This is a genomic window from Microbacterium esteraromaticum (assembly GCF_014084045.1).
Lineage (GTDB): Bacteria > Actinomycetota > Actinomycetes > Actinomycetales > Microbacteriaceae > Microbacterium > Microbacterium esteraromaticum_D.
This window is the reverse complement of record NZ_CP043732.1, coordinates 675,501-699,805: the sequence shown is the minus strand read 5'-3', so window position 1 is coordinate 699,805 and position 24,305 is coordinate 675,501. Positions and strand designations below refer to the sequence as shown.

Below are 24,305 nucleotides of genomic sequence, written 5' to 3'. Positions count from 1 at the left end.
TGCACGATCGACCCGGGCATCCTGTAGGAATGAGCACCCCCGCGCCCACCCCCGAAGCATCCCTCTCCGAACTCGCCGAACTCGGCGACGAGGCCGTCGCCCTGGTCCGCCGGTGGCTGGTCGACAGCCGCGAGGTGCCGGTGGACGCCGCCGGCCAGCGTCTGGCCGGAGTGCTGCGCGACCCGAACGGACTCGACTTCACCGTCGGCTTCGTCGACGGGGTCGTGCGCCCCGAAGACCTAAAGGTCGCCGCCGCCAAGCTCAAGGAGCTCGTGCCGCTGACCCCCGGCTTCCTGCCCGCGCCGATGCGCGGCGCGATCGGCCTCGGCGGCTTCGCCGCAGGCATCGTGCCCGGCGTCGTCGTTCCGTCGGCGCGCGCGGTGCTGCGCCAGATGGTGCGTCACCTCATCGTCGACGCGCGCGACGAGAAGCTGGGTGCCGCGATCAAGCACATCCGCGAGTCGCAGGGCGTCAAGCTCAACATCAACCTGCTCGGCGAGGCCATCCTCGGCCGCGAGGAGGCCACGCGCCGCCTCGACGGCACCCGCCGTCTGCTCGAGCGCGACGACGTCGACTACGTCTCGATCAAGGTGTCGTCCACCGTCGCCCCGCACAGCCCGTGGGCGTTCGACGAGGCCGTCGCCGACGCCGCCGAGGCGCTGCTGCCGCTGTACCGGATCGCCGCCAAGGGCGGCCCCGCGGGCGCGAAGTTCATCAACCTCGACATGGAGGAGTACAAGGACCTCGACCTCACCATCGCGGTCTTCACCAGCATCCTCGACCGCGCCGAGTTCAAGGACCTCGAGGCCGGCATCGTGCTGCAGGCCTACCTGCCCGACGCGCTCTCCGCGATGATGCGCCTGCAGGAATGGGCCGCCGCCCGCGTCGCCGACGGTGGAGCGCCGATCAAGGTGCGCGTCGTCAAGGGCGCCAACCTCCCGATGGAGACCGTCGACGCCGAGACCCACGGCTGGCCGCTCGCCACGTGGTCGAGCAAGCAGCAGTCCGACTCGTCGTACAAGGCCGTGATCGAGTACTCGCTGCGCCCCGAGCACGTCGGCAATGTGCGCATCGGCGTCGCCGGGCACAACCTCTTCGACATCGCCCTCGCCTGGCTGCTCGCCGAGAAGCGCGGAGTCACCCAGGGCGTCGAGTTCGAGATGCTGCTCGGCATGGCCACCGCTCAGGCTGAGGTCGTCAAGCGCACCGTCGGCTCGCTGCTGCTCTACACGCCCGTGGTGCACCCCGACGAGTTCGATGTCGCGATCGCCTACCTGATCCGACGCCTCGAAGAGGGCGCATCGCACGAGAACTTCATGTCGGCCGTCTTCGACCTCGACACCGACCCCGCGCTGTTCGCGCGCGAGAAGCAGCGCTTCCTGGCATCCATCCAGACCATCCCCACCGAGGTGCCGGCGGCGAACCGCGTGCAGAACCGTCAGCTGCCCGCCGAGCCCGCCCCGCGCGACGGCTTCGTGAACACTCCCGACACCGACCCGTCGCTCGCCGGCAACCGCGCCTGGGCCGACGCGATCCGCTCGCGCATGGTCGGCTCGACCCTCGGCGACGAGACGGTCGCCGCCAACACCCTCAGCACCTCCGAGCAGGTCTCCGAGCGGATCGCCACGGCTGTGGCGTCCGGTGAGGCATGGCGCGCCCTGGGCGCCGCAGGCCGCGCCGAGATCCTGCACCGCGCGGGCGACATGCTCGAGGCCCGCCGCGCCGAGCTGCTCGAGGTCATGGGCTCCGAGGCGGGCAAGATCATCGAGCAGGGCGACCCAGAGGTCTCCGAGGCGATCGACTTCGCGCACTACTACGCCGAGAGCGCCAAGAAGCTCGCCGATGTCGACGGCGCCGTCATGCAGCCGGTTGGCCTCACGGTCGTCACCCCGCCGTGGAACTTCCCCGTCGCGATCCCCGCCGGTTCGGTGCTCTCGGCCCTCGCCACCGGCTCGCCGGTGATCATCAAGCCCGCCCGCCAGGCCCGCCGCTCCGGCGCCGTCATGGTCGAGGCTCTGTGGGAGGCCGGTGTGCCGCGCGAGGTGCTGCAGTACGTGCAGCTCGACGGCCGCGAGCTGGGCACCCAGCTGGTCAGCGACCCGGCCGTCGGCCGCGTCATCCTGACCGGTGGCTTCGAGACCGCCGAGCTGTTCCGGGGCTTCCGCCCCGACCTGCCCCTGCTCGCCGAGACCAGCGGCAAGAACGCGATCATCGTCACGCCGTCGGCCGACCTCGACCTCGCCGCGAAGGACGTCGCCTACTCGGCGTTCGGCCACGCCGGCCAGAAGTGCTCGGCCGCGTCGCTCGTGGTGCTCGTCGGCTCGGTGGCGAAGTCGGAGCGCTTCCGCCGCCAGCTCGTCGACGCCGTGCGCGCATACGAGGTCGGCATGCCCGAAGACGGCACGAACCGTATCGGACCGCTGATCTCCCCTGCCGAGGGCAAGCTGCTCGGCGCCCTCACCGAGCTGCACCCCGGTCAGTCGTGGATGCTCGAGCCTGAGAAGCTCGACGAGGCCGGTCAGCTCTGGAGCCCCGGCATCCGCGACGGCGTGAAGCGCGGCAGCGAGTTCCACAAGGTCGAGTACTTCGGGCCTGTGCTCGGCGTGATGACCGCCGACTCGCTGACCGAGGCGATCGACATCGTCAACGACATCGACTACGGCCTCACCAGCGGCATCCACTCCCTCGACACAGACGAGGTGCAGCAGTGGCTGGCGAACATCCAGGCCGGAAACGTCTACGTGAACCGCGGCACCACCGGCGCCATCGTGCAGCGTCAGCCGTTCGGCGGCTGGAAGAAGGCGGCCGTCGGCGCCGGCTCCAAGGCAGGCGGTCCGAACTACCTGGTCGGACTGTCGGAGTGGACGGATGCCCCGGTGCAGACGAGCACGTCGCTCGACGCACTCGCCTCGTCGGCCGTCGAGCTCGTCTCGGGCGAGGACGCCGAGTGGCTGCGAGGCGCGCTGGCCACCGACATCGACGCCCTGGCCGCGGAGTTCGGCGTCGTGCGGGATGCCACGGGCCTGGTCACCGAGCAGAACGCCCTGCGCTACCAGGCGCTGCCCGTCGCGATCCGCTTCGAGGGTGGCCGCGTCGCCGAGCTGGTGCGCGTCGCCGCCGCCGGTGCACGCCTGCGCGCTCGGGTCACCGTCAGCACGGCCTCGGCGCTGCCCGCCGCGGTCGTCACCTGGCTGGGAGCGCACGACGTCGTCGTGGTCACCGAGGACGCCGCTGCGTGGGCGTCCCACGCCCGCCGTCTCGCCGCCGCGGGTGGCCGCGTGCGCCTGATCGGCGCCGACGTCATCGAGACGGCGACCGCGGTCGACGGCTCGCCGAGCCTGGCGATCTACGCCAACCCGGTCGTGTCGGCAGGTCGTGTGGAGATGCTGACCTTCCTGCGCGAGCAGGCCGTGTCGATCACCGCGCACCGCTTCGGCACCCCGCACCGCTACGAGATCCCGCTGCTCGAGCCCGTGCGCTGACGCCGCCTCGCGCGCTGTCGGCGCTCCAGATCAGAAACGCACCTTCGGATGCTTCCGGAGGTGCGTTTCTGATCTCGCGAGCGGGTGCCGAGAGGTCGCCCGGCGCTGAGCTGTCAGCGGTGCAGGGAGAACTGTAGGGTCGTGCCTGCCGTGCCTGAGGTGTCGATCGTCAGACGCACCCCGGCGCCGCGGCGAGCGAGCCCGACCCGGGCGGCGTGAGCGCCCTTCACCCTGCTGACGTCGGCATCGGCGACATCGACGACCAGGGTCGCGGCGGCCTGGGTCGGATCGCTCACCGACATCCTGACCATCCCGGGAGTGATGCGGGCGATGACGCAGGCGGCGCGGTCGGCGGTGAGAGCGCCCGCTGTGCCCGCCGCCCAGAACGCGGCGGCGGTCACGTGGCCCGAGTGGTGGATCGCCTGCGCCACCTCGTCGTTGCGCAGCACGCGCGCGCGGGGGGAGCGCGCGGCGGCGGCTGTCGCGTCGGCATCTGCGCCGGGATGCACGGCATAGGCATACCCTCCGCCCGCCGCAGCACCGGCGCCGTGCGAGAGGCTCAGCGTGCCGTACCAGCGGCGCTGGAGCACATCGGTGCCTGCTGCCGCATTGGTGCTGTTGAGCCGCCAGGTGCCCGCCCGCTCATCGACGCCGGCGATCAGATCGGCGGGGCCGTCGAGCAGCACGTAGCCGCCGACGCCGTCGAGGTGCGCCCATCGCGCGCCGCTCACTGTCTGCTGCGCTGCGACAGGGGCGCCGTCGACGAGCAGACGGCGAGCGGACGTGCCGAGGTTGCGGTGCTCGATCGTGGTGCGCACCTCGCCCTCACTGGCCGTCGAGATGCCCGCACCGAGCGCCACATAGGCATCCGGAAGGGTGAACCACGCCTTGCGCGCGACCAGGCCTGTCCCACCGGGCGCCACCAGGTGCATCGCCGACAGCGCAGTGTCTTCGAAGACGACTCCGCCGGTCCATTCGTTGCTCGGTGTGCGCTCACCCCACTCGCCCTCGGGGTTGCGGGGCAGCGGCGTCAGGTCGACCGTCGTGCCGGGAGGGGCGGTGAGGTCGGAGGTCGACCAGAACTCGTCGTCGAAGTGATCCTCGTCGCCGCGCAGGTACAGGTACGTCATGCCCTGGCTGGTCTTGACACCCTCGAAGTTCTCGGCCTCGGTGCCCTCGTGCCAGGCGATCCGGTTCGAGCACATCGCCACGGCGAGGGCCCAGGAGCCATCGGCGCTGCGGTGCACGAGCCGGTCCATGGCGGGGAAGAGCCGGGGACCGGTCGGGTCCGGCACGGCGGCCGTATCGGAGTCGAGCAGCTCGGTGACGAGGGACAGACGAACGATGCTGTTCGTCGAGGTGATGTTCGCGGCCGAGTTGCCCTCGATCCACTGCCGGCAGAGCCCGCGCCAGCGCGCAGCGGTGACCGCGTCGGCGGACTGCGCGAGTCGGAGGGTGTGCTCGATCAGGTCGTTGCCGTTGGTGATGCTGCGTTCGGCGTATCGGGCGACGGCTCGTCCGCGCACAGCGTCCATCATCTGCCCGCGGAACATCAGCGGTGCGAAGGATGCCTCGACCACTCCCGTCACGTTCGCCCTGCTCGGGTCTGCGACGTCGAAAGCCGTGCCGGCGAGCAGCGCGAACAGCTTGGCGAGCCCGCCCAGCAGCACCAGCCCATAGGTGCCGGTGTAGCCGATCGTGGAGTGCTGGACGAACGAGCCGTCGCGGAAGAACCCGTTGCCCTCGGTGATGTACTGCCATGTGTCGCTCAGCGCCGCGACCGACGCATGGAGCAGTTCGGCGTCGGGCTGCGCGATCGCGCGCACGATGATGGCCTGGCAGATGTCGACGCGGTTCGCGCCGTCGGACTCCTTGGGGCCGGTCGGGTGCAGCTGCATGCGCGGGTCGCGCTGGGGCAGGAAGTGGTCGATCGCTGCACAGTACGCGTCGATCTCGGCCTGGTCGAGCTCGACGTGAAGGAGCGCCATCGTGTTCGCCAGCGGCTGCGCGGCGCCGATGTTCCACGACCACCAGTTGCCCCACCATGAGGTGCCGGGGTTGTAGATCCGCTCGTGCATGTGGGCGAGTCCGCGCAGTGCGGCGTCGAGCACGGCAGGGGAGCCCTCGTGCTTCGATCCGGGCGTCGACCAGGAGACGGCCAGAGTCTGGATGCCGGAGTAGTTCATGCGCATCGCGTTCGACTTCGCGATGTCGGTGGCGCCGATGGACCAGTCCTGATCCGAGAAGTACCGGGTGGCCGTCGGGCTCACCTTCGCGAGCAGGGCGTCCGTGCCCCTGTCCTGCCGGGCGATCGCCGACGCGAAGGTCGCCGGCGATCCCGTGATGATGCTGCGCCCGGTCAGGGTCTCCACCCAGCGCGTGCGCAGCGCCTCGACCTCGGCGGATCCGACCGCGAGAGGGCGGAGCGAGGCGGCAGCGGTCAGAGGGCGGCCGGCGTCGATGAGCAGAGCCGACGCCACGGCGAAGCCGCCGAGCTGCAGGACGGTACGGCGAGTGGGGGTGAACATGCGAACTCCTTCGGTCGTTGGCAGAGACGCTAGGAGCCCTGAAGATGAGGAATCAATGTTGATTCCTCATCTTCACGGCGCCTTGAATGAGGACGTCTCGCACGGTGCGAGCGCGAGAGGAGCAGCCCGATGCGACCGAACATCCTCGTGGTGATGTCCGATCAGTTCCGGGCAGCCGCCCTCGGCGTCCTCGGTGAGGACCCGGTGCGCACCCCGAATCTGGATCGCCTCGCTGCGGCCGGATGTCTGGCGCGCGAGGCGGTCAGCTGCTACCCGGTGTGCAGCCCGCACCGGGCGATGTTCCTCACGGGGATGCGGCCCGAGGTGAACGGCGTCACTCTCAATGTGCACTCGGAGTCCGCGCTCGACGGCGTGGGGCTGCGAGACGGCCTGCCCACCTGGGCGAGCGTCCTGCGCGATCACGGGTACCGAACCGGCTACATCGGAAAATGGCACCTCGAACCGCCGGTGGCCGAGGACGAGGGCTTCGGAGAAGGGCGGCGCGACGACGGGAAGGTCTGGGACGCGTGGTCGCCGCCCTCCCGCCGGTTCGGCTTCGACTTCTGGTACTCCTACGGTGCGGCCGATCGACACCTCGCACCGCATTACTGGACGGCGGACGCCGGGCGCCATGAGCGCATCGACGTCGACCGCTGGTCGGCCGAGCACGAGACCGACGTCGCCGTGGAGTACATCGCCGGCCTCGATGACGGCGCGCCGTTCGCGCTGATGGTGTCGCTCAACCCACCGCACCAGCCGTTCGACCAGGTGCCCGACCGCTATCGCCTGCCGTACGCCGGCCTCGACGAGCGCGCGCTGCTCACACGCCCCAACGTGCAGACCGGCACAGAGGTCACCACGGAGGCGGCGGCGATCGCGCGGGACTACTTCGCCGCCGTCACCGGCGTCGACGAGCAGATCGGCCGGCTCGTCGCAGCCGTGGAGCGACGAGCCGGCCCCCGCCCGACCGTGATTCTCTTCACCTCCGACCATGGCATGCAGCTGGGAAGCCACGGACTCGTGTACAAGAACGTGGCGTACGAGGAGTCGATGCGCCTTCCGCTCATCGTGCATTCCCCCGGTCTCGTCCCCGCGGGAACGACGGACGTGCTGATCGACTCACTCGACTTCGCGCCGACCATCCTGGGACTCGCCGGGGTGCCGACCCGTGACCCTCGGATGGCGGGGCGCGACCGCTCTCGCGCGCTTCTCGCGGCCTCCGCATCCGATCGCGAGGGCGACGCCCGAGACGCGGCGCTGTACCTGCGCTACCCCTCGCGCTCGGATCCGACCAGCGCGAGGGGCCTGCGCACCAGCCGCGAGAAGATCATCGCCACGTGGCATCCGTCCGACGGGCTGGAGGTCGAGTACTTCGACCTTCTGCACGACCCCTTCGAGCTCACGAGCAGGCCGGATGACAGCGCCGCGGCGCTGCTCGCCGCCGCGCTGCTGCGCACCCTCGACGAGACGGGAGACGCGTGGGCGGGCCGCGACGCTCTCGCCACGGCCTGCCCCTCGTCCGCGGTCAGGACCGGGTAGACGGGAACGGACAGGTCACGACCCGGCAGGCGGCTCCGGCGGCAGGCCGACCTCTTCGCGCCACCGCCGATGGGCCTGCTGCAGCTCGGCGACGAGGCGCGGCCGGCGGCCGGCGAGGTTGTCGCGCTCGCCCGGGTCGCCTCTGAGATCGGTGAGGATCAGACCGTCGCCCGTCTCGGTGTGCTCGACAGCGCGCACATGCGCGGCGATGGGGTCGTCTCCCGCGACCGACAGCAGCTTCCATCCGCCTCGCCTGACGGCCCACTGCCAGCCGCAGTCCCAGTGCAGCTCGCGCTCGGGCAGGCCAGGTGCGTCGGCGGCGGTCGACAGCAGCGTCCGCAGGTCGCATCCGTCGTCGTCGGGCGAGGCCGGCAGGCTCGCGGCCGAGACGAAGGTGGATGCCAGATCGAGGGCGCTGACGGGATCGCCGACGATGCTTCCCGGCTCGGCGACACCGGGCCACCTGACCAGGAACGGGACGCGGATCCCGCCCTCCCACAGCGTGTACTTCGAGCCCCGCAGCGGTCCGTTGTCGCCGTAGTTGCACTGCGAGCCGCCGTTGTCTGTCAGGTACACCACGATCGTGTCGGAGGAGGCATCCTGCTCCTCGAGCGCATCGAGGAGCCGGCCGATCGCGCGGTCCATGAGCTCGAGCTGAGCCAGGTAGTAGGCCCGTCCGTCAGGCAGATTCGGGCTGATGGCGCCGTCGTACCAGTCGAGGTAGCGCGATGCGCCGGGGTTCCAGTCCTCGTAGCCCGCGAGCCCACGGGCCCGCAGCTCCTCCTCGGGCAGCTGCCAGCAGAAGTTGTGCACGGCGTTGAACGCCACCGTGGCGAAGAACGGGCCATCGTCTGCGCGTCGTCGGATGAAGTCGATCGCCCGATCGGCGATCTCATCGGTCGTGAAGCCGTCGAACTCCGCCGGCTCATCGCCCGACCAGAAGGGCTGCACCGCCATCGGCGCCGCCGCCTCGCCGTACGCCGCGCTCGCCGCATCCGAATGGTGCAGGTAGTGCAGGCGGCCCATCGACTGCCCGGCCAGTCCGTAGAAGGACTCATCGAAGCCGTGGTTCGGCGGAGCGCCGCGATCGGCCACGGTCTCGTCGCCGTAGTGCACCTTGCCGAAGTAGCCGGTGGTGTAGCCCCCGTCGCGCAGGCGCTCGGCGACGGTCGGCGCGGTGCCGAGGTCGGCCGAGTCGAACCACAGCCCGCCCCATCGCTGCTGGTAGCGGCCCGTGATGATCGCCGCTCTCGACGGCGAGCAGATCGGCGCCGTGACGTAGGCGTCGGTGAACGTGGCGCCTTCCGCGGCGATGCGATCGAGGACGGGCGTCTGCACCCCTGGCGTTCCGAGCGCCGAGCGGTCGGCGTGACCGTGATCGTCCGAGACGATCAGCAGGATGTTCGGCCGGGTCATCGCGCGTCGTCCCAGCCGGGCAGGGCGAAAGCGCCGAGCGGATCATCGCCGAGTGGCCGGGTCTGCCCGGCACCGAACACCGGGAGCCCCTGGCCGTCCGCGTCAGCCGTCGAGTGCACGGCGAACCAGTCGCGCAGCATCCTGCGCAGCCGGGAGACCTCGTCCGAGTGCGACGGCAGGTCGGCGAGATTCTCGCGCTCGCGAGGGTCGGCGGCCAGGTCGTACAGCTCGTGGGGCCCGTGCGGATGCCGGTGCACGTACTTGCGATCGTGGGTGCGGATCATCCGCACAGGGCCGTACTCGCTGTGCACCACGACGGGACGCTGCTCGGAGCGGGGCGAGGGGGACTCTCCGCGCAGCGCCCCGGCGAAGCTGCGCCCAGGGCCGGACTCGAAGGGCGATTCGTCCAGGCCCGCCAGCTCCATCAGGGTGGCGGGCAGGTCGTACGCGCTGTGCAGCCGATCGTCGACCACCCCGCAGGGCAGCATCCACGGCGCCGAGATGATGAAAGGGACCATCACCGACTCGTCGTACATGTTCATGGGGAACGTGCCGTTCCCCTTGCCCCAGAACCCGTGCTGTCCGCAGCTGAAGCCGTTGTCGCTGAGGAAGACGACGATCGTGTCGTCCTCGCGGTCGTTCCTGCGCAGCGCGTCGAGGATGCGGCCGATCGCGGCATCCATCGCGGTCACCGCGGCGAAGTACCCGATCAGGGCTTCGCGTGCGTCGGGCTCTCCGCCGATCGGCGCTCCGTCGAGCGTCTGCAGCCACGGGTGCGGCTCCTCCTGCGGGCAGGTGTCGAACGCGCAGTCCCGGTACAGCGCGGTGTACTCGTCGGGATGCTGGCCGGCGAACGGCTTGTGCGGTGCGGTGAAGTTCACGGCCAGGAAGAAGGGCGCATCGTGCGCCTGCTCCGCATCGATGAACGCGACGGCATCGTCGGCGATGACGTCGGTGAGGTAGCCGGTCACATGCTCCGGTTGGGCATCGCGGTACATCACGGCGTCGTGGTACGGGCTTCCGCCGCCCTCCAGTGCGTACCAGTGCACGAAACCGCGGCGGGGAGCATCGCTCGCACCCAGGTGCCACTTGCCGGACAGCCCGAGGCGGTACCCGGCATCGGCCAGGGCGTCGGTCAGGGTCGTGACGCCCTCCAGATGATCGCGGCCGGCGGGACCGGCGTGGGCCCCGTCGAGGTAGTCGTGGACGCCGTGCGCCGAGGGGATCCGTCCCGTGAGCAGAGACGCGCGCGCCGGCGAGCACACCGGCGACGCGGAGAAGAAGCGCTCGAGACGAACGCCGCGCTCGGCGAGTTCGTCGAGCACGGGCGTGCGGATCTCGTGGTTGCCTGCGGCGCCGAGGGCCCACGGGCCCTGATCGTCGCTGACGATCACCACGAGGTTGGGCCGGGCAGCCGTCATGCGACGACCCCCTCGCGTGCGATCGCCACGGTCGTCGCCTCCTGCGCGGAGCGGTAGGCGGCCAGGACGACCTCGATCACGTGGCGTGCATGACCGAGGGGCACGGCGGGGTCGGCCCCGCCGATCACCGCGGCGAAGTCGGCGAGCTGCGCGGTGAAAGCCTGCTGGATGTCGTGCTCTCCCGCGACGTGCACGATCCGGGATCGTCCATCGACGTGCACGGTCGCCCCCTGGCGCGGGTCGAGCTCGATCACGCCCTCGTCGCAGACGACCGACATGGCGTCGCCGCGCGTGGCGGGGTCGCTGATCACGGCGATCGTCACGCCCACGCCGTTGTCGAGGCGCACGAGCATGCCGCCGTCTGTCTCGACGGGCGAGCCGAAGCGGTTCACCGCACTCGCGAGCACCTCGACCGCACGTCCGTCGCCCAGCCACAGCGACCGATCGAGGCAGTGACCGCCGATGTTCATCAGCGCCCCGCCACCGGCGATCGTCGGCGAGAAGAACCACTCAGGGCGGGTTCCAGGACGGTAGTCGGTGCTGCGGTTGTCGCGGATCATCCGCACCGCCCCCAGCTCACCCGAGTCGATCACCCGTCGCGCTGCGAGCTTGTCGGGCATGAAGTGCTGGATGTGGCCCACCGTGAGAGCCACCCCCGCCTGCGTGCAGGCGGATATCAGTCGATCGCAGTCGTCGACGGTCGTGGCCATGGGCTTCTCCACCATGACGTGCACGCCGGCGGTGGCGGCATCCTGAGCCATCGGCAGGTGCAGAGCGTGCGGCGTGTTCACGATCACCGCATCGATGACGCCCGCCTCCAGCATCGTGCGGTGGTCGGTGAAGACCGCCGCCGCGCTCCCGGACGCCGCCCGACGAGCGGTGGTCTCGTCGATGTCGCACACCGCGGTCAGCTCGATGCCGTCCAGCGTCGCCGCCGCTGCGATGTGGAACGGCGCGACCGCCCCTGCTCCGATCAATCCGATGCGCACGTGTTCTCCTCGTCGGCCGTCGTACGTTGTCCGTCAGTTGTCGTCATGCTGCGCGTCCCCGCCGCAGGAGCGCCTGATCACGATCCGCGGGCGCAGCCGGATCTGGTGCAGCGGGCATTCGTCGCCCTCGACGAGCCGGCGCAGCATGATGTCTCCGGCCATCCGGCCGATGCGGTACTTGGGCGGTGCGACCGCGGTCAGCGGCACTCCGGCCAGATCCGCGACCTCGTCGTCGTAGGAGACGACCGCCAGGTCATCCGGAATCGAGATGCCGGCACGGTGCGCAGCCCCTTCGAGCATGGTGGCCTCGCGATCGCCGAACACCAGTGCGGCGGTGGCCTCGAAGTCCCGGAGGGCGCGCATCGCGGATGCCGCCGCGTCGCTCTCCCATTCGGTCTTGCTCTGCGAGAACTCCAGCCCATGGGGGAGGCCGAGGTCGCCGACCGCCCGTCGGTAGCCCTGGATCACGCCGTACTCGGTCACGGTGCGCGAGCGCGTGAGAAGCGCGATGCGGCTGTGACCGAGCCGGGCGAGGTGGCAGACGGCGTCGAACGCGCCACCCGCGTGATCCGAGCACACGTGCTCGGTGGTGTCTGCGGGCCCCAGATCCTGCAGGCTTCGTTCGACGAGCACCACCGGAACAGGCAGTGCCATGAGCTCCTGGGCGCGCTGGAACGGCGCCTCGATCCCGGTCAGGGTGGGCGCGAGCAGCAGTCCGTCGACGCCGGCGTCGAGCAGCGAGGCGATGGCCTCGTCCTCTCGTTCCGGACGATAGCGGTAGGTGGCGAGCTGAAGGGATGCTCCGGCAGCCGACAGGGACTCGTCTATCCCCTGGAGCACACGCGGGTAGTACAGCTGCGTGTCGGGAAGCAGCACGCCGATACGCCGGCGGGAGCTCTGCTCGCGAGGACGCGCATGCGCAACGAAGCTGCCCGCCCCCTGCCGGCGCACGACGATGCGCTCGGCGACCAGCTCGTCGAACGCGCGACGCACGGTGGTCAGAGACAGGCCCGTCTCCTTCGAGAGCTCCTGCTCCGTGGGCAGCTTCTGCCCTGCCGTCCAGGTGCCGGCGAGTATCCCCCGGCGCAGCTGATCGGCGAGCACCTCGAACTTCAGCGCACGCGACTCCGCGTCGCGCACCGCTGCTGCCCTCCTGCTGGCCATGACGATCCCTCCGTCGTACTTCCTACGATTCTGTGGTCGACGAAAGAAGGAATAAAGATGTAATCCCGGATTCCTCTCTTCCGTCTATCGTGCCCGCCAGAGCATTCCGCGGTGCACCCGCAGAGCTATTCGCGACCAGTTTGGAATTACTCCTTGAATGCTCCCCTTGTGGGGCGCGAGAGTCGACCGACGCAGGCGAAGAAGCCGCTCTCAGACGGAAGGAAATCCGATGGCGAAGTCCCGAAAGCTCTCAGCACTCGTCCTCATCGGCGCGGTCGCGCTGTCCGCAGCCGGATGCGCATCCAGCAGCAGCGGTGGTGCGGAGTCGAAGGAGCTGACCTACTGGTCGATGTGGAAGGAAGGCGAGGCCCAGCAGAAGGTCATCGCCGACGCGATCGCCGACTTCGAGAAGGAGACCGGCGTCGAGGTGAACGTCCAGTGGCAGGGACGCGACAACGTCAAGAAGGTCGTTCCGACCCTGAACACCAACAAGGTCCCCGACCTCGTCGACGGCTCCTTCGCGCGGCTCGCCCCGGTGCTCGCCGAGACCGTCCAGGCCAAAGCGCTCGATGAGGCCTACGGCAACGAGGTGGAGGGCCAGAAGGTGTCGGCGCTCGTGCCCGAGGCGTATCTGAAGGACGACGTGCTCACGGTCGAGGGCGAGGACGCACCCTGGATGCTGCCGTACTCGCTCACCAGCGACGCTTTCTGGTTCAACGCCTCGGCGCATCCGGAACTGGTCGAGAGCCCGCCCAGGACCTGGGACGACTTCCTCGCGGTGATGGACGGGCTCAAGGCGGATGGCGAGACGCCTCTCGCGATCGACGGCGACGTCGCCGGGTACAACGCCTACTGGTACACCTCCGCGATGGTGCGCATCGCAGGGCCCGGCTCGCTCAGGGAGATGGCCGCGGACGAGAGCGGCGAGGCCTGGGACTCGGAGGAGGCGCTCGAGGCCGCCCAGCTCGTCGAGCAGCTCGTCGACGGGGACTACTTCATCGACGGCTACAACGCGAGCAAGTGGCCGGCTCAGCAGCAGGCATGGGCCGACAACAAGGCCGCGCTCCTCTTCAACGGCACCTGGATTCCGACCGAGACGGGGCCGTATGCCGCGGACGGATTCGAGTACTCGTCGTTCCCGTTCCCTCTCGTCGACGGCGGCAGCGATGCCGAGCGGGCCGACTTCGTCGGGTTCGCCGTGCCCGCCAGGGCCCACAACGCCGGCAACGCGCAGAAGCTGGCCTCCTTCTTCCTCCGCAAGGAGTATCAGGACGCCCTCGGCACCGATGCCAAGATCCTCCCGATCCGCCAGGACGCCGCGGTCAGCGACGAGATGTCCTCGGTGAAGTCCGCCCTGGACGAGGCCGATTCGTACTTCCTCCAGAACGACGGCATCAGCTTCCCCGGATACACGGAGAAGCTGCTGTGGCCGGCGCTCAACGACCTCGTGCTCGGCAAGACCGACGCCGCGCAGTTCGTGAAGGCGATGAAGAGCGGACAGATCGACTACTGGAAGCAGAACTCATGACCGAGGCCGCTGTGGTGCCCGTGCCCGCCGGCCGTGTCGCCCCTCGCGGGCGGCACGGCGGCGGCAGCACGATCGACAGGGCGCGTCGTCGGCTCTTCGTGCCCTTCGTCGGGCCGGCGTTCGTCTTCTACACGATCCTGTTCGTCGTTCCCGCGATCTACGCCGTCTGGATCAGCTTCAACAAGTGGGCGGGCGCCGGACCCATGGAATTCGTGGGGATGGGCAACTACGTCCGCCTGTTCTCGGATCAGCTGTTCCTGCGGTCCTTCGGGAACACCCTCCTGCTGCTCTTCGTGGTCGGGATCGCGATCTTCGTCATCGCGTTCGGTCTCACGCTGGTGCTGCGTGACATGGTCGGGAAGAAGGTCGCCCGTTCGGTGATCTTCTTCCCGCACCTGGTCAACGCGATGATCTTCGGCGTGCTGGCCGGGTTCATCTTCAACCCGGGTGGCCTGGTCAACACGCTGCTCGGCGGGCTGGGGGTCTCAGAGCCGCCGGCCTGGCTGTCGCAGGACAACCTGTTCCCGCTCATCATGGTGATGCTCACCTGGATCACCACCGGGTACTTCACCACCATCCTCATGGCGGGCGTCGACCGCATCCCGCCCTACTACTACGAGGACTGCGCGCTGGCGGGAGCGAACGCGTTCCAGCGTCTGCGCTACGTCATCCTTCCGCTCACCTGGGACGTGTTCGGCACGTGCGCCGTGCTGTGGACGATCTCGTCGGTGAAGATCTTCGAGATCATCTGGGTGTTCGGCGGATCCAGCGGCCAGGGCATGCCGCCCACGCAGACCTGGACCACCGCCGTGTACACCTACGTCACGGCGTTCTCAGGCGAGTCCGTGCCCGCGTACGGTGCCGCGTCGGCATCCGCGGTGCTGTCCCTCGCCCTCGTGTCGGTGCTGGTGCTGCTGCTTCGCCGCGTGATGAAGCGCGAAGCGATCGAGTTCTAGGAGATGACCGTGACCCTCACCGCCCCCTCGCCCGCACCCGACCAGACCACGCATGCGCTGGTGGTGCCGAAGAACCCCCGCTCCCGTCCCCGCCGAGCAGCGATCGGCCGCGATCGCAGCGTTCTGCGGGGCATCGGCCTCGTGCTCCTGTGGATCTTCGTCGCGCTGAACATCGCGTGGATGGTCTGGATGGTGATCCAGGCCTTCCGCGACACCAGGTCGATCCTCAACGATCCCTGGGGGATGCCCACCTCTCTCGACCCCGCCAACTTCGTCACCGCATGGACGGTGGGCGACTTCGCGACCGCGACGATGAACAGCGTGGTCACCACGCTGGTGTCCTCGTTCCTCACCGTGGCCATCGCCGCACCCGCCGCGTACTACCTGAGCCGCGTCGAGAACCGCGTGACGAACTCGCTCACGCTGTACTTCGTGCTCGGCCTGGGCATCCCGGCGCAGGTGATCGTGATCCCGCTCTTCGTGATGCTCAACGAGGTGTACCTCACCGACAGCCTGATCGGCCTCAATCTGGTGTACATCGGCGTCTCGATGCCGTTCACGGTATTCCTGCTCACCGCGTTCTTCCGGTCGCTCCCGCTGGAGATGGAGGAGGCGGCGGCGCTGGACGGGGTCACGGCGTTCGGCACGTTCTGGCGCATCACGCTGCCGCTCGCCAAGGGAGGCATCCTGACCGCGTTCGTGCTGCAGGTGATCTCGCACTGGAACGAGACCCTGCTGGCGCTGACGCTGCTGCAGTCCACCGACAAGTACACACTGCCTGTCGCCCTGATCTCCTTCATCCAGCAGCAGACGTACTCAGGGGCGGACTGGGGCGGTCTGTTCGCGGGCCTGTGCATCGTCGTGCTCCCGATGCTCGCGATCTACCTCTGGGTCGGCAGGCGCCTCACCGAGGGCCTGACCCTCGGCATGGGCAAGTAGGCGGCGGGCTCACACCAGCGGAAGGGCGTCGTCGTAGGCCGAGCGCGACAGCGCGGGCTGATCGCCGAACACCCGCGTCGTGCCCGGCTCTGTGCGCCAAGCCGGCCAGCCGGGGTCGCCGTCTCGGACGAATGCGACCGCCGCAGCGTGCATCTCGTCGGCCAGGCGCTGGGGAGGGTTCTCGCCCGCGATGCGGGCCACATGCGGATCGTCGAGGCAGTCGAACCAGAACGGCACGTCGAGGCAGTGGTAGGACCAGCCGTTCGTCGGCGACGTCCACGCGAAGCGGTACGCCCAGGTGCGGGCATCGCGCCGGGTCTCGGCGACCCGTACGACCAGCGAGCGGAACACGCGATCGGTCACGAAGCGGCCGAGTGCCGCGCCCGACCCACGGCGGGCCCGGTTCGCCCGGCGCCAGCCGCGGCGCAGCGCGCGAGTCTTCTCCACGACCCGCAGGGCGAGCGGCACGGGCACCCAGCGCAGGATGCGCGGTGCCCCGTCGAACACCATCGTGAACTCGTCGTCGGTGGCGCCAAGCAGCAGCGGCTTGTCGGCGCCGACGCCCGCGGCGAACGAGTCCACCGTCGGGCGCATGATCAGCTCACCGTCGACCACGGGGCCCCACGGCAGGCCGTCGGTGAGGGTCGCCGTGGTCGCGGCGAGGCCCGTCCTGCCGAGCAGGGATGCCTCGTGCTGGCGCCGCGTGAGCTCGCGCTCCTTCACGCCGCGGAAGCCGTCGAGGGTCGGCTCGCAGCCGACCATCTCCGCCAGGCGCTCGCTGCGCCGACGGGCCCGATCGCGCGGGAGGTCGCCGAGCGCGCCGCTGAGAGAGATGCAGGCACGGAACAGATGCTGCGCCTCGGGCATCCCGAGCAGGGTGAGCACCGCGCCGCCGCCGGCCGACTGCCCGGCGATCGTGACGCGGGACGGGTCGCCGCCGAAGCCGGCGATGCTGCGCTGGACCCACTCGAGCGCGGCGATCCAGTCGCGCACGCCGCGGTTGTCGGGGGCGCCGTCGATCACGCCGAACCCGTCGAAGCCCAGACGGTACGAGATCGCCACGACGACGATCCCGTCGCGCACGAAGGCGCGCCCGTCGTACCACGGGCTGGCCGGAGACCCGGATGAGTACCCTCCGCCGTGGATCCAGACGAGCACCGGGCGGCTGCCGTCGAGGGCCGGTGTGAACACGTTGAGATTCAGCGTCTCCCGGCCGGGGATGCTCGGCTCGGGGATGATCGCGTTCGGCTCCTCGCGGCGCTGCGGCGTCGGTCCGTACTCGGTCGCGTCGAGCGGCTCCGCCCAGGGTGTGACCGGCTGCGGTGGGAGGAAGCGCCGCCCGCCGGTGGGCGCGGCGGCGTACGGGATGCCGAGGAACGCCAGCGATCCGTCCCGTCGAGGGATGCCCCGGACGGGCCCCTCCGCTGTCTGTGCGATCTGATCCACGGCTCCAGCGTAGCCAGGCCGGTCGAGGCGCCCCATCCCTCGCGGCCGCCGCTGATCGCACACCCTATCCGGAACCGGCGTTCCCCATCCGGACGCCGCCGCACCAGACGGAAAACACCGGTGCGGGGCATCCGGAACCGGCGTTTCCCATCCGGACCGCGCCGCACCAGACGGGAAACGCCGGTGAGCACGCGCGCTCACCGGCGTTTCCCATCCGGCCGGAACCGTCCTGGAGCCGTCAGGCCGTATGGGCGTCGGCCGCAGTGAGGGCCTCGTCGATCGCCGCGAGGCCGCGCACGAGCTCGTCTTCGGTGATCACGAGCGGCGGGGCGATGTGCGTGCGGTTGAAGTGCACGAACGGCCAGACGCCCGCCTTCTTCGCGGCCGCGGTGAACGCGCCCATGGGGGCGGCATCTGCACCGGAGGCGTTGAAGGGCACCAGCGGCTCGCGGGTCTCGCGGTCGCGCACGAGCTCGACCGCCCAGAACAGGCCGCGGCCGCGCACCTCGCCCACACTGGGGTGCGTCGAGGCCCACGAGCGCAGCGTGGGCTCGACGATGCGCTCGCCCAGGTCGCGCACTCGCTCGAGGATGCCGTCACGCGCGAAGACCTCGAATGTCGCCACACCCGCGGCGCACGCGAGCGGGTGCCCCGAGTAGGTCAGACCCCCCGCGAACGGGGTGGTGTCGAAGTGCGCGGCGATGCGGTCGGAGATCACCACGCCGCCCAGCGGCACATAACCCGAGTTCACGCCCTTGGCGAAGGTGATGAGGTCGGGCTGCCCGCCGTACGCCTGGAATGCGAACCACTCGCCCATGCGGCCGAAGCCGACCATGACCTCGTCTGCGATGTACACGATGCCGTGCCGGTCGCAGAGCTCGCGCACCCCCTGCAGATATCCGGGCGGCGGCACGAGCACGCCGTTGGTGCCGACGACCGACTCGATGATGATCGCCGCGATGGTCGACGGCCCCTCGAGCAGGATCGTCTGCTCGAGGTGCGCCAGCGCCCGCTCGGTCTCCTGCTCGGGGGTCTCGGAGTGGAACGGCGAGCGGTAGAGGTACGGCCCGAAGAACCGCACCGCGCCGCTGTCGTTCACGTCGTTGGCCCAGCGCCGCGGGTCGCCGGTCAGCGAGATCGCCGTCGAGGTCGAGCCGTGGTAGCTGCGGTACATCGAGAGCACCTTGCGGCGGCCGGTCGACTGGCGCGCGAGACGCACCGCGTACTCGTTCGCCTCGGCGCCTCCGTTGGTGAAGAACACCTTGTCGAGGCCCTCGGGCGCGACGCCGGCGATGAGGCGGGCGAGCTCGCCGCGCACGTCGTTCGCGACCGACGGCTGGATGGTCGCGAGACGTCCCGCCTGCTGCTGCACGGCGGCGACGAGATCAGGATGCTGGTGCCCGAGGTTCAGGTTGACCAGCTGGCTGGCGAAATCGAGATACTCGGCGCCCGCGTAATCCCAGAAGGTCGAGCCCTGGCCCGCCGCGATCGGCACCGGGTCGATGAGCGCCTGTGCGCTCCAGGAGTGGAAGACGTGCGCGCGGTCGTCGGCGCGCACCTGCGCCTCTGCCTCGGGCGCAGGCAGCGCGTGCGTCGCGCCGCGGCGATCGGTGTACTCGGTCATGATCGTGGATCCTCAGTGGTTGCTCGGGAAGCCCAGGTCGACCTGTGCCGGCGTGTGGTCGGGCCAGCGGGTGGTGACGACCTTGGAGCGCGTGTAGAAGCTGATCGACTCGGGGCCGTAGATGTGTGAGTCGCCGAACAGCGAGTTCTTCCACCCGCCGAACGAGAACGCGCCGACCGGCACGGGGATCGGCACGTTGACGCCCACCATGCCGACCTCGATGTCGAACTCGAACTGGCGGGCGGTGCCGCCGTCGCGGGTGAAGATCGCGGTGCCGTTGCCGAACGCGTTGGCGTTGATCAGCTCGACAGCCTCTGCGTAGGTCTCGACGCGCACGACCGACAGCACAGGTCCGAAGATCTCGTCCTCGTACACCTTCATGCCGGGGCGCACGTGGTCGAGCAGCGAGACCCCGGTGAAGAAGCCGTCGCCGTCGAAGCGCTTCTGCGTGCCGTCGACGACCACCGTCGCGCCCTCGGCGGCGGCGCCCGCCACGTAGGAGGCGACCTTGTCGCGGTGCTCGCGGGTGATCAGCGGCCCCATCTCGCTCGACGGGTCGGTGCCGTCGCCGATGCGCAGGTCGGCCATCCGGCTGCGGATGCCCTCGACCAGATCGTCGGCGATGTCGCCGACGGCGACGAGTACCGACACGGCCATGCAGCGCTCGCCGGCCGAGCCGTACGCGGCCGAGATGGCTGCCGCCGCTGCGCCGTCGAGGTCGGCGTCCGGCATGACGACCATGTGGTTCTTGGCTCCGCCGAGGGCCTGCACGCGCTTGCCGTTCGCCGAGGCGCGCTCGTAGATCGACTTCGCGATGGGGGTGGAGCCGACGAAGCTGACGGCGCCGATGTCGGTCGAGTCGAGCAGCGTGTCGACGGCGGCCTTGTCTCCGTTCACGACGTTGAGCACGCCGTCGGGGAGGCCCGCCTCCTGGAACGCCTTGGCGAGCCAGATCGCCGCCGACGGGTCCTTCTCGCTGGGCTTGAGCACGACGGAGTTGCCGCATGCGATGGCCGAGGCGACCATCCACAGCGGCACCATCACGGGGAAGTTGAACGGGGTGATGCAGGCGACGACGCCGACCGGCTGCTTGACCGAGTGCACGTCGACGCCGCGCGCGACCTGCTCGGCGCGCTCGCCCTTGAGGTGGTGCAGCAGGCCCGCCGCGAACTCGACGTTCTCGATGCCGCGCGAGACCTCGCCGGCGGCGTCGGAGAGCACCTTGCCGTGCTCGCTGGTGACGATCGCGGCGAGCTCGTCGGTGCGCTCGGCGAGGATCTGACGCAGGCGGAAGAACACATCGGCTCGCTTGATCAGGCTGGATGCCCGCCACGCGGTCTGCGCGGCCTTGGCCGACGCGATCGCCTGCTCGACCTCCTGCACGGAGGCGGCGGCGACCTGGCGGTGCGCCTCGCCGGTGGCCGGGTTGTAGACAGGCAGGGTGCGGTCGGCGGCGCCGGTCTCTGCGCCGTCGATGAAGTGACGGATCGTGGTCACGAAGATGCTCCTCGGTGAAGATGCGGGGTCGGTCGCACAGACTGACCGAGACGGCCCTCTGGCTGGATTCCCATGATCTCAGCGGGCAGGATGGATGCATGGGTGCAGAGCGTCCGGAAGATGACCGCGTTCGGACAGATCGTCCGGACGCCGTCGGACTGCCGCGTCTGCGTGACGTGCTCGACGCCGGGATGCTCGTGCGCGGCGATCCGCAGGTGCTGGTCGGAGGCCCCGCTCTCGACGCGCGCGTGCGCTGGGTGCACGTCTCCGACAGTGCCGAGGTCGCCGGTCTGCTCGACGGCGGAGAGCTGCTGCTGACGACGGCTGCCGGGTGGAGCGGCACGGATGCGGCGCTGCGCGCGGTGGCATCGAGCCTCGCCGAGGCGGGAGTCGCCGGCATCGTGCTCGAACTCGGCGCCCGCTTTCCGGTCGCCCCTCCCGCATTGGTCGCCGCCTGCCGTGCGCGCGGGCTGGCCCTGATCGCGCTGGAGCGCGTGGTCAAGTTCGTCACGGTCACAGAGGCCGTGCATCGGCGCATCATCTCGGGTCAGCTCGAAGCGCTGCAGGAGCGGCAGCGGCTGCACGAGCTGTTCACCGGACTCACGCTGCGCGGTGCCCCCGCGGACACCGTCGTGCAGGCCGCCGCCCAGGCTCTCGGGGCTCCGGTCGTGCTCGAGACCCTGGGCCGCGAGGTGGTCACGGCCGAGCTGTGGGGCGCCCAGGCCCACGACGTGCTCGCCGACTGGGCGGCGCGCTCGCGCGCTGGTGTCGGCATGCTCGCCGTTGCGGTCGAGGCCCGCGGCGCGCGGTGGGGCACTCTCGTCGCGCTGCCGGGGGAGGAGCATCCGGCCGGGCGCACGACTGTGCTGCAGCTCGCCGCGACCGCGCTCGCGCTCGCGCGGCTCGCCGACGGCCCCGGCGAGTGGGCGGCGCTGCCTGCCCGCGAGCTGGTCGACGCGGTGCTGAGCGGTCGTCACACGGGCGAGGACGATGTCGCCGCACGCCTGCAGGCCGCAGGGCTCCCGGTGCGCGGGCGGGTGCTCAGCGTGCTCCTGGCGACGGGCGTCGAGACGGCGGACGCGAAGACGATGGATGCCCTGATCGCCGCGATCAGTGCGGACGCCGGCGCCGACCGCGGTGCGGTGCGAGCACTCGGGGCCGTGCACGACGGGGCCGGCATGATGCTCGTGTCGGCGAAGACCTCCCTGCGCTCCGAGGCTCTGGCGCGAGCGGCGCAGGCGGCCGGCGTCGGGCTCGCCGTGGGGCCGGAGGTCACCACGGTCGCTCAGCTGCTGGCATCCGTCCGTCCGACCCGTCTGCTCGCCGCGCGACTGCGGGCGGGCGAGGTGCGGCGGGTCGACGACCGGCCGCTCACCCGACTCGTGACGGAGCTCGGCGGCGATCACCGCCTTCAAGAGCACAGCGAGCGGCTGCTCGCCCCGCTGATCCGGCATGACGAGCAGCACCAGGGCGACCTTGTGCGAGTGCTCGGCGCGGTGGTCGCGCACCCCGGCAGTCGCACGGCGGCGGCATCCGCCTCGCACCTCTCGCGCTCGGTGTTCTATCAGCGCCTCGCGGTGATCTCCGACCTCCTCGGCGCCGATCTCGACGACGGCGAGACCCTCGCGGCCCTGCACCTGGCCCTGCTGGCCCGCGGCTGACAGCGTGCACCACGCCCCGTGTGGCGCGGCCCCGTGCTCGCACGCCCCGGCGGTCGTACGGCCCCGGTGCCCGTACGTCCCGGGGTCGCACGCCCCGGGCTCGCACGCCGCGCGCTCGCACGCCCCGGGCTCGCACGCCCCGGGCTCGCACGCCCCGGGCTCGCTCGGCCACGGGGCGGTCGGACGGGAAACGCCGGTGAACGAGGCCTCCTGCCGGTGTTTTCCATCTCATCGCGTGGGTGACAGACGGGAAACGCCGGTGCCGGATGCCGCGCACCGGCGTTTCCCATCCGGCGGCGGCGTGCGGCGGCGCGCCCGGCGGCGCGCCGATCAGGCGATGTACACCTTGCGGAGGGTCTCGCGCACGGTCCAGAGGGTCTGCATGCCCTCGGCGAGCCGCACGACCGACCCGGCGCGCACCTCGATCGACGGCAGGGAGGGTTCGATGAAGTCGACCCGTGCGCTGCCGGCGAGCACGATGAACACCTCATCGGCCTCGGTGTCGACCGCGGCGCCCTCGGTCATCTCCCAGATGCCCAGGTCGAGGCCGCCGAAAGTGCCCAGCTCCCGGATGCCCGTGCCGGGCGACCCCGCGCGGACGACCTCCGCGGGCAGTGTGTCATGCGTCAACGCCGGCTGCAGGGCATCCGTCACCGCTCCTGCCGCATCCAGCGGCAGGCTCACGAGTCGAACCCCATCCCGACCGCATCGAGCGCCTTGAGCAGCAGGTTGCGCCGGCCCTCGTTGTGGTCGGCGCGGTCCATCGACCTGCGCACGAGGTTGACGCCGATCGCCGCGGCGGGCTCGGGCGGGAAGGGGATGGGCCTGGTGCGCACCATCTCGAGGCGGGTGCGCTCGGTGTCGAGACCCGCGAGCTGATCGAGCATGACGTCGGCGGCGAAGCGGCTCGCGCCGACGCCGAGACCCGTGAAGCCCGTGGCGTACGCCACGCGGCCTCCTCGGGCGGTGCCGAAGAACGCGCAGAAGCGGCTGCACGAGTCGATGGCGCCGGCCCACTGGTGCGTGAACCTCAGCCCCTCGAGCTGCGGGAACGTCGTGAAGAAATGCGATGCCAGTCTGCGGAAGCTCTCGGGCCGGTTCTCGTACTCGGCGCGCACCTTGCCGCCGAAGTGGTAGATCGCGTCGTAGCCGCCGAAGAGGATGCGGTTGTCGGCGCTGAGCCGGTAATAGTGGAACTGGTTGGCGCTGTCGGCGAGGCCCTGGCGCTGCTTCCACCCGATCGCGTCGTACTGCTCGGAGGTGAGCGGCTCGGTCATCAGCGCGTAGTCGTACACCGGCACGGTCATGAGGCGGTTGCGCTTGAGCAGCGAGGGGAACACGTTGGTGGCGAGCGCGACGTGGTCGGCGGTGACGCTCGCGCCGCCGGCGACGGCGACCGTCTGCCTCCCGCTGCCGCTGATGCCCGTGACGCGGCTCTGCTCGTAGATGACGACGCCCAGCTCGGTCGCCACGCGTGCGAGCTCGATCGCGAGCTTCGCGGGGTGGATCATCGCGCAGCCGTCCTGATCCCAGTTGCCCGCCAGGTAGGTGGGGGAGTGCACTTCGGCGCGCACGGCGTCCTGATCGAGGAAGCCCTCGCCATCCATCCACTCGATCTGATGCGGCTCGGTCGCGACGGCCAGCTGGCCGGTGCGCTCCCAGTCGACGTCCATGCCGTAGCGCTCGACCGACTCCTCGATGCCGTCGAGGTTCTGGAGCCCGAGTCGCTGCAGCCGGTCCATCTCGTCGGGCCAGCGGCTCAGGCCGTTCTCGTATCCGTGCGTGAGGCTGGCCTCGCAGAAGCCGCCGTTGCGCCCGGACGCCGCCCACCCGACCCGCGCGGCCTCGAGAACGACGACAGAGCGCTGCGGGTCGCGCTCCTTGGCGCGCACGGCCGTCCACAGCCCGGCGTACCCGGCTCCGACGATCACCAGGTCGGCATGGGTGCCGGCCGTCAGCGGCGGGTAGGAGGGGCGGTCGATGCCATCGAGCCAGAAGACGGAGTGCGCGGTGTGGCGCAGGGAGTCGTCGATGACGCTGTCGCGCGGACGCGCGCGCTCGAACACAGTGGTGCCCATGGGTGTCGTCTCGTTTCAGTGGGACGCGGCGCTGCGG

General features: G+C 70.4%; 16 protein-coding genes. 6 read left to right on the top strand and 10 right to left on the bottom strand.

Features of this window, described 5'->3' with window-relative positions; genetic code table 11:
• Positions 1 to 29 precede the first annotated feature (29 nt).
• Positions 30 to 3,482 carry a bifunctional proline dehydrogenase/L-glutamate gamma-semialdehyde dehydrogenase gene (locus tag FVO59_RS03425; protein WP_182254664.1) on the top strand — a complete coding sequence of 1,151 codons (3,453 nt, stop codon included), beginning with the start codon at positions 30 to 32 and terminating at the stop codon, positions 3,480 to 3,482.
• A gap of 113 nt (positions 3,483 to 3,595) precedes the next feature.
• On the opposite strand, the gene FVO59_RS03420 is transcribed toward FVO59_RS03425, so the two are convergent.
• Positions 3,596 to 6,010, bottom strand: a complete 2,415-nt coding sequence (locus tag FVO59_RS03420; RefSeq protein ID WP_182254662.1) for a polysaccharide lyase 8 family protein — start codon at positions 6,008 to 6,010, stop codon at positions 3,596 to 3,598.
• 129 nt (positions 6,011 to 6,139) lie between these two features.
• On the opposite strand from FVO59_RS03420, the gene FVO59_RS03415 reads away from it, so the two are divergent.
• Positions 6,140 to 7,549: a sulfatase family protein gene (locus FVO59_RS03415; RefSeq protein WP_182254660.1), complete on the top strand. Its 1,410-nt coding sequence runs from the start codon at positions 6,140 to 6,142 to the stop codon at positions 7,547 to 7,549.
• Between the two features lie 15 nt (positions 7,550 to 7,564).
• Here the strand turns inward: FVO59_RS03415 and FVO59_RS03410 are convergent, their stop codons facing one another.
• From FVO59_RS03410 to FVO59_RS03395, 4 genes are read right to left on the bottom strand one after another with little or no spacing between them, the layout of a single operon-like run.
• Positions 7,565 to 8,965, bottom strand: coding sequence for a sulfatase family protein (locus FVO59_RS03410; RefSeq protein ID WP_182254658.1), 1,401 nt, complete (start codon positions 8,963 to 8,965; stop codon positions 7,565 to 7,567).
• Positions 8,962 to 10,386 (bottom strand): sulfatase family protein, encoded by a 1,425-nt coding sequence (locus FVO59_RS03405; protein WP_182254656.1) that lies wholly within the window; start codon positions 10,384 to 10,386, stop codon positions 8,962 to 8,964. The genes FVO59_RS03410 and FVO59_RS03405 overlap by 4 nt, the downstream gene beginning before the upstream one ends.
• Complete coding sequence (locus tag FVO59_RS03400) at positions 10,383 to 11,375, bottom strand: Gfo/Idh/MocA family protein (RefSeq protein ID WP_182254654.1); 993 nt, start codon at positions 11,373 to 11,375, stop codon at positions 10,383 to 10,385. Before FVO59_RS03400 ends, FVO59_RS03405 begins: the two co-directional genes overlap by 4 nt.
• 33 nt (positions 11,376 to 11,408) lie before the next feature.
• Entirely contained in the window at positions 11,409 to 12,539 is a 1,131-nt protein-coding gene (locus FVO59_RS03395; protein WP_182254652.1) for a GntR family transcriptional regulator, read from the bottom strand.
• A gap of 229 nt (positions 12,540 to 12,768) precedes the next feature.
• Here FVO59_RS03395 and FVO59_RS03390 point away from each other — a divergent pair, with 229 nt between their 5' ends.
• Genes FVO59_RS03390 through FVO59_RS03380 form a run of 3 tightly spaced genes read left to right on the top strand, consistent with a single transcriptional unit; the run spans position 12,769 to position 15,962 of the window.
• Positions 12,769 to 14,067, top strand: coding sequence for an ABC transporter substrate-binding protein (locus tag FVO59_RS03390; RefSeq protein ID WP_182254650.1), 1,299 nt, complete (start codon positions 12,769 to 12,771; stop codon positions 14,065 to 14,067).
• Positions 14,064 to 15,023: a carbohydrate ABC transporter permease gene (locus FVO59_RS03385; protein WP_182254641.1), complete on the top strand. Its 960-nt coding sequence runs from the start codon at positions 14,064 to 14,066 to the stop codon at positions 15,021 to 15,023. The genes FVO59_RS03390 and FVO59_RS03385 overlap by 4 nt, the downstream gene beginning before the upstream one ends.
• 9 nt (positions 15,024 to 15,032) lie before the next feature.
• The gene (locus FVO59_RS03380) at positions 15,033 to 15,962 is read left to right on the top strand and encodes a carbohydrate ABC transporter permease (RefSeq protein WP_259363413.1); all 930 of its coding nucleotides are present in this window, start codon (positions 15,033 to 15,035) and stop codon (positions 15,960 to 15,962) included.
• A 9-nt stretch (positions 15,963 to 15,971) separates the two neighbouring features.
• On the opposite strand, the gene FVO59_RS03375 is transcribed toward FVO59_RS03380, so the two are convergent.
• The 3 genes from FVO59_RS03375 to FVO59_RS03365 all read right to left on the bottom strand — a co-directional run bounded on the left by FVO59_RS03375 (position 15,972) and on the right by FVO59_RS03365 (position 20,529).
• Positions 15,972 to 17,408 (bottom strand): carboxylesterase/lipase family protein, encoded by a 1,437-nt coding sequence (locus FVO59_RS03375; protein ID WP_259363412.1) that lies wholly within the window; start codon positions 17,406 to 17,408, stop codon positions 15,972 to 15,974.
• A 238-nt stretch (positions 17,409 to 17,646) separates the two neighbouring features.
• Entirely contained in the window at positions 17,647 to 19,032 is a 1,386-nt protein-coding gene (locus tag FVO59_RS03370) for an aspartate aminotransferase family protein (protein ID WP_182254635.1), read from the bottom strand.
• Between the two features lie 12 nt (positions 19,033 to 19,044).
• A complete protein-coding gene (locus FVO59_RS03365) occupies positions 19,045 to 20,529 on the bottom strand; it encodes a CoA-acylating methylmalonate-semialdehyde dehydrogenase (RefSeq protein WP_182254633.1) in 1,485 nt (494 codons plus the stop codon).
• 98 nt (positions 20,530 to 20,627) lie between these two features.
• Here FVO59_RS03365 and FVO59_RS03360 point away from each other — a divergent pair, with 98 nt between their 5' ends.
• On the top strand, positions 20,628 to 22,190 hold the full coding sequence (locus tag FVO59_RS03360) for a PucR family transcriptional regulator (protein WP_182254631.1): 1,563 nt from the start codon (positions 20,628 to 20,630) through the stop codon (positions 22,188 to 22,190).
• 330 nt (positions 22,191 to 22,520) lie between these two features.
• Here the strand turns inward: FVO59_RS03360 and FVO59_RS03355 are convergent, their stop codons facing one another.
• On the bottom strand, positions 22,521 to 22,874 hold the full coding sequence (locus FVO59_RS03355) for a cupin domain-containing protein (protein WP_259363411.1): 354 nt from the start codon (positions 22,872 to 22,874) through the stop codon (positions 22,521 to 22,523).
• Positions 22,871 to 24,268: an NAD(P)/FAD-dependent oxidoreductase gene (locus FVO59_RS03350; RefSeq protein ID WP_182254629.1), complete on the bottom strand. Its 1,398-nt coding sequence runs from the start codon at positions 24,266 to 24,268 to the stop codon at positions 22,871 to 22,873. The genes FVO59_RS03355 and FVO59_RS03350 overlap by 4 nt, the downstream gene beginning before the upstream one ends.
• Between the last annotated feature and the right edge of the window lie 37 nt (positions 24,269 to 24,305).